This window comes from Pseudomonas sp., from assembly GCF_049645325.1.
Taxonomy (GTDB): Bacteria; Pseudomonadota; Gammaproteobacteria; order Pseudomonadales; family Pseudomonadaceae; genus Aquipseudomonas.
Genome location: NZ_JBARTQ010000578.1, coordinates 1 through 6,220, shown reverse-complemented (window position 1 = coordinate 6,220; position 6,220 = coordinate 1). Strand labels below are relative to the sequence as shown.

At 60.7% G+C, this 6,220-nt stretch carries 9 protein-coding genes; 7 read left to right on the top strand and 2 right to left on the bottom strand.

All coding sequences use genetic code 11. The features are described from left to right. The coding region (locus WBB95_RS24335; RefSeq protein WP_424489879.1) for an AsmA family protein at positions 1 to 126 on the bottom strand (126 nt) is incomplete at its 3' end. A 366-nt stretch (positions 127 to 492) separates the two neighbouring features. Here WBB95_RS24335 and WBB95_RS24330 point away from each other — a divergent pair. Continuing rightward, positions 493 to 864 (top strand): hypothetical protein, encoded by a 372-nt coding sequence (locus tag WBB95_RS24330; RefSeq protein ID WP_424489877.1) that lies wholly within the window; start codon positions 493 to 495, stop codon positions 862 to 864. Positions 865 to 1,015: 151 nt separating this feature from the next. Continuing rightward, complete coding sequence (locus tag WBB95_RS24325; RefSeq protein ID WP_424489878.1) at positions 1,016 to 1,648, top strand: TetR family transcriptional regulator; 633 nt, start codon at positions 1,016 to 1,018, stop codon at positions 1,646 to 1,648. A 5-nt stretch (positions 1,649 to 1,653) separates the two neighbouring features. On the opposite strand, the gene WBB95_RS24320 is transcribed toward WBB95_RS24325, so the two are convergent. Next, complete coding sequence (locus WBB95_RS24320) at positions 1,654 to 2,127, bottom strand: C40 family peptidase (protein WP_424489876.1); 474 nt, start codon at positions 2,125 to 2,127, stop codon at positions 1,654 to 1,656. A gap of 339 nt (positions 2,128 to 2,466) precedes the next feature. Between WBB95_RS24320 and ureE the strand changes: the two genes are divergently transcribed. The 5 genes from ureE (at position 2,467) to WBB95_RS24295 (ending at position 6,146) form a co-directional block, all read left to right on the top strand. After that, on the top strand, positions 2,467 to 2,967 hold the full coding sequence (gene ureE, locus WBB95_RS24315; RefSeq protein WP_424489875.1) for an urease accessory protein UreE: 501 nt from the start codon (positions 2,467 to 2,469) through the stop codon (positions 2,965 to 2,967). Then, positions 2,964 to 3,638 carry an urease accessory protein UreF gene (locus WBB95_RS24310; RefSeq protein WP_424489874.1) on the top strand — a complete coding sequence of 225 codons (675 nt, stop codon included), beginning with the start codon at positions 2,964 to 2,966 and terminating at the stop codon, positions 3,636 to 3,638. The genes ureE and WBB95_RS24310 overlap by 4 nt, the downstream gene beginning before the upstream one ends. 23 nt (positions 3,639 to 3,661) lie before the next feature. After that, on the top strand, positions 3,662 to 4,276 hold the full coding sequence (gene ureG, locus WBB95_RS24305) for an urease accessory protein UreG (protein WP_424489873.1): 615 nt from the start codon (positions 3,662 to 3,664) through the stop codon (positions 4,274 to 4,276). 26 nt (positions 4,277 to 4,302) lie between these two features. After that, complete coding sequence (locus WBB95_RS24300; protein WP_424489872.1) at positions 4,303 to 4,875, top strand: HupE/UreJ family protein; 573 nt, start codon at positions 4,303 to 4,305, stop codon at positions 4,873 to 4,875. Between the two features lie 149 nt (positions 4,876 to 5,024). Next, on the top strand, positions 5,025 to 6,146 hold the full coding sequence (locus tag WBB95_RS24295; RefSeq protein ID WP_424489871.1) for an AGE family epimerase/isomerase: 1,122 nt from the start codon (positions 5,025 to 5,027) through the stop codon (positions 6,144 to 6,146). The last annotated feature ends 74 nt before the right edge of the window (positions 6,147 to 6,220 follow it).

Here is a 6,220-nt window from a genome sequence, read left to right as displayed (position 1 = left end):
GACCTTGGCATTGAGCGGCGGCTTGATGCGGTTCCAGTCAAAGAACACCAGAACCAATACCACCACGGCGATTAACAGAACGAAGCTGGCGCAGCTCCAAGCGACGATTTTACGAGTGCGCGTCATTGCACAGGACTCCTGATTACGACTGAGGGTGCGCTTGCGCGCACCTTTTAACTGCAGCTTATAAGGCTACGACTGACAAATGGCGTGGGGGTTTAGCCCGAGTGCTAATTCATCGCAAAAAAAGCGAATCTCCCTACATCTCGAATCGACTTAACCATCAACAATGCACCGGTGTTACCCACAAACGGGTCGAAAATACCCACCATGGTGCAAAACCGCGGGCTTGAGAGGTCCGTGCTAGAGCCTCCGCAGGGAACAATCAATTCTGTTGATTATTACCATTGTGTTTATGAACTTTTATATCGACTTATCGAGAGTAGCATTAGCCCTGTACCCACTTTATCGCCCTCCTAAGGAGCAACCCTCATGAAACGCCAATTACTCGCTGTCGCCCTGCTGTCGGTCTTCGCTTCCAGTGCTTTTGCCCTGCCAGCAGCCGAACAAGCCACTCCACAGAACAAAGCTCAAGCTGTTGAATCCAGCCAGACCCTGGCTCGCAGCGGTTCACAAGAAGATGAAAACCGTGACTACGCCAAAGGCGCTGTCGCTGAAAATGGTTCGGAACACGCCAACAAACGCGCTTACACCGAAGGCGTTGCTGAAGGTGGCCGTGATCGCCTGGAACAGAAAGGCCTGGTAGAAGGCGGTTCTGACCAAGCCAACAAACGCGCTTATACCGATGGCGTTGCTGAAGGCGGTGCTGATCGTCTGCAAGAACTGCATCAAGCTCAGAGCTAAGCCTGTGGTGGCCCAGAAAAAAGCCCGATCTGCCGATCGGGCTTTTGCTTTTTCATAAACCGCATCACACCTTACCCGCGCCAAGTTCGACGCCAGCGAAGCTGTTTTGCTAGAGTGCGTCGCTGTACTCGCCGACAAAGCCCACCCGCCAATGCTGCCCCGCGCCGAACAGAAGCAACAGACCCGCCTTGCCTTGATGGACGCAGCCCGCCATCTGATGGAGTGTGGCCGTGGGTTTGGCAGCTTGAGCCTGCGCGAAGTGGCCAAGACGGCCGGCATTGTGCCGACCGGGTTCTATCGTCATTTTGACGACATGGACCAACTGGGGCTGGTCTTGGTGAGTGAAGTCGGCCAGACCTTCCGCGCCACGATTCGCCTGGTGCGCCATAACGAATTCGTGATGGGCGGCATTATTGATGCCTCCGTACGGATCTTTCTCGACGTGGTCTCGGCCAACCGTTCGCAATTCCTGTTCCTGGCCCGCGAGCAATACGGCGGTTGCCTGGCCGTGCGCCAGGCCATCGGCGCCTTGCGCGAAGACATCACCCGCGACCTCGCTGCCGACCTGACCTTCATGCCCAAGCTCCAGCACCTGGATGCCGACGGCTTGCACGTGATGGCCGACCTGATCGTCAAGAGCGTGTTCGCCACCCTGCCCGACATCATCGACCCACCCGCCCAGGCCTTGCCTGCCCACCTCACGCCCCAGGCGAAAATCACCCAGCAATTGCGTTTTATCTTTATCGGCCTCAAGCACTGGCAAGGGCTCGGCAGTACCGAGTAAATCGGTCAGCCAGCCGTGTGAAAGCGCTTGGCGGTGGTGTAGTTCTTCTTCCAGTAGCTATTGCTCAACGAATCGATACGCACGCGTTTGCCGGTACGGGGCGAATGGATGAACTTGTCTTGGCCTATATAAAGGCCGACATGGCTGACCTGGCTGCTTCCGTTACCCGAGAAGAACACCGCATCGCCAGGCTTGAGCGCGCTGCGCTTGATGGTCGCCGCGGAAGAACGGTGCATGTCCCGGGTGGTGCGCGGCAACTGGATATTGGCTTGGGTCTTGAACAGATAGACCAGAAAACTGCTGCAATCAAAGCCCCGCTCCGTCGACGTTCCGCCCGCTTTGTAAGGCGTGCCGAGCAGTTCATGGGCGCGGTCGATCACAGGGCCGATGGACGTCACGCGCGCCTGAAAATTGGCCGCTGCCGATGGAATGGCGCAGGCCAGGCTGACGATGACTGCGCATAAAAATGATTTGAACATGATGGACGTCGCAATGAATTAAACACGGCGCGAATCCTAATCAAACGGCGTGTAACTTTTTGAACGCCAAATCCTGATACCGCGTAGGACAAATCCGAAAAAAATCCAGCGAGACAAGGATGAAAGAAATTTCATGCAGCTCGCAGCGGATCTCAACGCAAAACGCCCACATCCAGTGCTATACATTCAATCACGCACCAAATTGAAGCGCTGCCGGAATCTGCTGACGCCCTATTCGGTGGCATCACCGTGCCTGCCTACAGGGATTTCCTACTCAGATACGGGGTTGGCAAGCCCCTTGCTCTGGCTCTCTTATCGCTCATAGCTGGAAACTTTCTGATGCTGGTGATCCACCGTCGAATCGCCCCCCAAGCCCTCTGGGCCGCTGAGTTGCTGCTGAACTTCGAAGCACGCAGCAAGAGCCGCCTGCGCTGTTTCAGTGCCGACGGCGAAGACGTCGGCCTGTTTCTGGAGCGCGGCCAGCCGCCGCTGCACGATGGCGAATGCCTGCAAGCCGAAGACGGACGTGTCGTACGCGTGTGCGCCCGCCCTGAACAACTGCTGCACGTGACCTGCAGCAACGCGTTTGAGCTGACCCGCGCGGCCTATCACCTCGGCAACCGCCACGTGGCCTTGCAAGTCGGCGATGGCTGGTTGCGGCTGCTCGACGACTACGTGCTCAAGGCCATGCTTGATCAGTTGGGCGCCACCACCGAAACCATCGAAGCTCCATTCCAGCCAGAGCACGGCGCCTACGGCGGCGGCCACCACCATTCGCGCCATGGCGACGAAGATTTCAATTACCCACCCAAGCTGCATCAGTTCGGCGTACGCCTGTGAACCCAGCCTGGGCGCTGCTGCGTCTGGCCAGTCCGCAATTGCCGATTGGTGGCTACAGCTATTCCCAGGGCCTGGAAATGGCGGTGGAGAATGGCCGCGTCAACGATGCAGCAAGTGCGCGTCGCTGGATCAGCGACCAGTTGCTGCTCAACCTGGCCCGCTTCGAAGCGCCGCTGTTGCTCGCCCATTGTCGCGCGGCGGCCGCGCAGGACTGGGCGCAGTTGGCACAGCTGTGTGAAGAGCACCGCGCCAGCCGCGAGACCCGCGAGCTGTATCAGGAGAGCCGCCAGATGGGCTACTCCCTGCAACAGCTGCTCAATGGCTTGCCGGAACTGGACGACGCCGCGCGCGTATTTCTTGAACAACGCAACGAGCCGCACCTTGCGCTGGGCTGGGCCTTGGCTGCCCGTGCCTGGCACATCAGCGCCGACGACGCCCTCGCCGCCTGGCTGTGGAGCTGGCTGGAAAACCAATTGGCAGTGCTGATGAAAACCCTGCCTCTGGGGCAGCAGGCCGCCCAGCGCCTGACCAGTGAACTGCTGCCCTTGCTGCAACAAGCCCAGCAAGACGCCACACGCATCGACCCCAACCACTTTGGCAGCGCCGCTTTCGGCCTGTCCCTGGCGTGCATGGCCCACGAGCGCCAGTACAGCCGCCTGTTCCGCTCCTGAGGCCTTTTACTGTGGAGAAACACATGAACACACAACCCCTGCGCGTCGGCATCGGCGGCCCGGTGGGCTCCGGCAAGACGGCCCTGACCCTGGCCTTGTGCCTGGCCCTGCGCGATCGCTACAACCTGGCGGTGGTGACCAACGACATCTATACCCGCGAAGACGCCGACTTCCTGGTGCGCAACGAGGCCCTGGCGCCGGAGCGCATCATTGGCGTGGAAACCGGCGGTTGCCCGCACACGGCGATTCGCGAAGACGCCTCGATCAACCTCGAAGCCGTAGACCAACTCAACCGGCGCTTTCCGGGCCTCGATCTGATTTTGGTGGAGTCTGGCGGCGACAACCTGTCGGCGACCTTCAGCCCTGAGCTGTCGGACCTGACTATCTATGTGATCGATGTTTCTGCCGGCGACAAGCTGCCGCGCAAAGGCGGGCCCGGTATTTGCAAATCCGACCTGCTGGTGATCAACAAGATCGACCTGGCCCCGCTGGTCGGTGCGTCGCTGGAACTGATGAACAGCGACACCCAACGCATGCGCAACGGCAAACCCTTTGTGTTCAGCAACCAGAAAACCGGCGTCGGCCTGGAAGAAATCGTCGCCTTTATCGAACGTCAGGGCTTGCTCACTGCGGCCTGACTTACCCTGAAAAAAGGAACCTGTTCATGGGTCTCAACAAACTTCTCGCAACCGCCGCCCTGCTTCTGGCGCCCGCCCTCGCCTTCGCTCACCCCGGGCATGGCGACAATGGGTTGGTCGCCGGTATCAGCCACCCCTTGGGCGGCATCGATCATTTGTTAGCCATGGTCGCTGTCGGCCTGTGGGCCGCGCAGCAAAAAGGCAACGCGCGCTGGGCACTGCCTTGCGCGTTTGTGGGCACCATGCTGATTGGCGGCATGCTCGGCTTTGAAGGCCTGGAACTGCCGGCGCTGGAAAGCGGGATTGCCGCCTCGGTGCTCGCACTGGGCCTGGCAGTGGCCTTGGCGGTACGGCCGCCGCTGTTTGTGGCGGTGGGGGCGACGGCATTGTTTGCGTTGTTTCATGGCGTGGCGCATGGCCTGGAACTGCCGGACATGTCCAGCCCCTGGGCGTATGCCGCAGGTTTTGTCGGCGCGACGGCGGTGTTGCATGCGGCCGGTTATGCGGTGGTGCGTTTCCTGCCGGCGGCGGCCGCGCCATTGGTGCGAGTGGCCGGGGCGGCGTCGGCGGCGACGGGGGTTTGGTTGCTGGCGGGCTAGACCCTTGATCATTCCCACGCTCTGCGTGGGAATGCAGCCCAGGACGCTCCGCGTCCCAGAGCGTCACAAAATGCATTCCCACGCAGAGCGTGGGAACGATCAGCCTGCTACCATGCGCGCCTACACCCCTGCCGTGACGACGCCAGCCGATGCCCATCGCTCCAAGCTCCGCCCCCCAGCCTTCCCTGAAAGCAGTGCTCACGCACTTCCACGACCTGATCGTGCCGCTCTGGCAGGGCCCGGGCTGGAATGCCGAGCTGGCATTGCCCTATGAAGCACTGGACGCCGATCACCGGCCGTTGCCTCCACAACGCTACCGCGCGATGGCCTGCGCCCGTCAGCTGTACCTGTTTGCCAGCCTGATCGGCGAACCCGGCGCGGCCTTTGCCGAAGAGCGCGCGGCGGCGCTGTTCCGTTCCCTGCAGCGGCATTTCCATGATGCCGAGCACGGCGGCTGGTTCTACAGCATCGACGCCCACGGCAAGGCACTGGATAAGCGCAAAGACCTTTACACCCACGCTTTCATCATCTTCGCGTGCGCCCATTACTGGGCCAAAGTGCGCGAGTCATTGGTGGAGTCGGTGCTCGACGCGGCCCTTGAAGTGGTCGCCGAACGCTTCGCCACCGGCGACGGCCTGTACGAAGCGGTGCTTGAGCGCAACTGGTCGTCCCTCAAGTCCGGCCCCCTGCAAAACCCGCTGATGCACCTCGCCGAAGGTTTCCTCGCCACACTGGCCGTGCGCGAAGACGCCGTCACCGAGGACGCGCTGCTGGATTTGGCGAGCGCGATGCAGAAGCGCTTCATCGACCGCCAGCATGGCGTGATGATGGAAAAACCGCTGGGTGCTGTGGATAACTGGTTTGAGCCGGGGCACCAGTTCGAATGGTTCTTTTTGCTCGAATCGTCAGCCGTACTGCGCGGCACACCGCTGCATGCCTCGCTGACGCGGGCATTTGCCTACGCCGAGCTTAAGGGTGTGGATAAGTTGAGCGGCGCCGTCAGCGGCATGCTCGCCCTCGACGGCAGCGTGCGCGACGGCACTCAACGCATCTGGGCCCAAGCGGAATACCTGCGGGCGCTGACGTTGCGCCCAGGCAGTGAGGCCGTGCTGCAGCGCCAACTGGTGGCGCTGCAACAGCATTTTTTGCATGAAAAAGGCTGGCATGAGTGCCTGGATGCCAAGGGTGTCGTGAGCCGGCGAGATATGCCGTCTACCACGCCTTATCATTTGGCGACTTGCTATCAGGGTCTGGCCCAGCATCCTGGCTGAGCCTCAGGGCCTCATCGCAGCATAAGTATCTACACAACTTTCAAGGCTGAAAAATCTCCCTGTAGTGAGCGGGC

Excerpts from the sequence above, each read along its gene's own strand:
- WBB95_RS24300 (WP_424489872.1), top strand. The coding sequence starts at position 4,303 with ATGGGTCTCAACAAACTTCTCGCAACCGCCGCCCTGCTTCTGGCGCCC.
- WBB95_RS24330 (WP_424489877.1), top strand. The coding sequence starts at position 493 with ATGAAACGCCAATTACTCGCTGTCGCCCTGCTGTCGGTCTTCGCTTCC.
- ureE (WP_424489875.1), top strand. The coding sequence starts at position 2,467 with ATGCTGGTGATCCACCGTCGAATCGCCCCCCAAGCCCTCTGGGCCGCT.
- WBB95_RS24325 (WP_424489878.1), top strand. The coding sequence starts at position 1,016 with ATGCTGCCCCGCGCCGAACAGAAGCAACAGACCCGCCTTGCCTTGATG.
- WBB95_RS24295 (WP_424489871.1), top strand. The coding sequence starts at position 5,025 with ATGCCCATCGCTCCAAGCTCCGCCCCCCAGCCTTCCCTGAAAGCAGTG.
- ureG (WP_424489873.1), top strand. The coding sequence starts at position 3,662 with ATGAACACACAACCCCTGCGCGTCGGCATCGGCGGCCCGGTGGGCTCC.
- WBB95_RS24320 (WP_424489876.1), bottom strand. The coding sequence starts at position 2,127 with ATGTTCAAATCATTTTTATGCGCAGTCATCGTCAGCCTGGCCTGCGCC.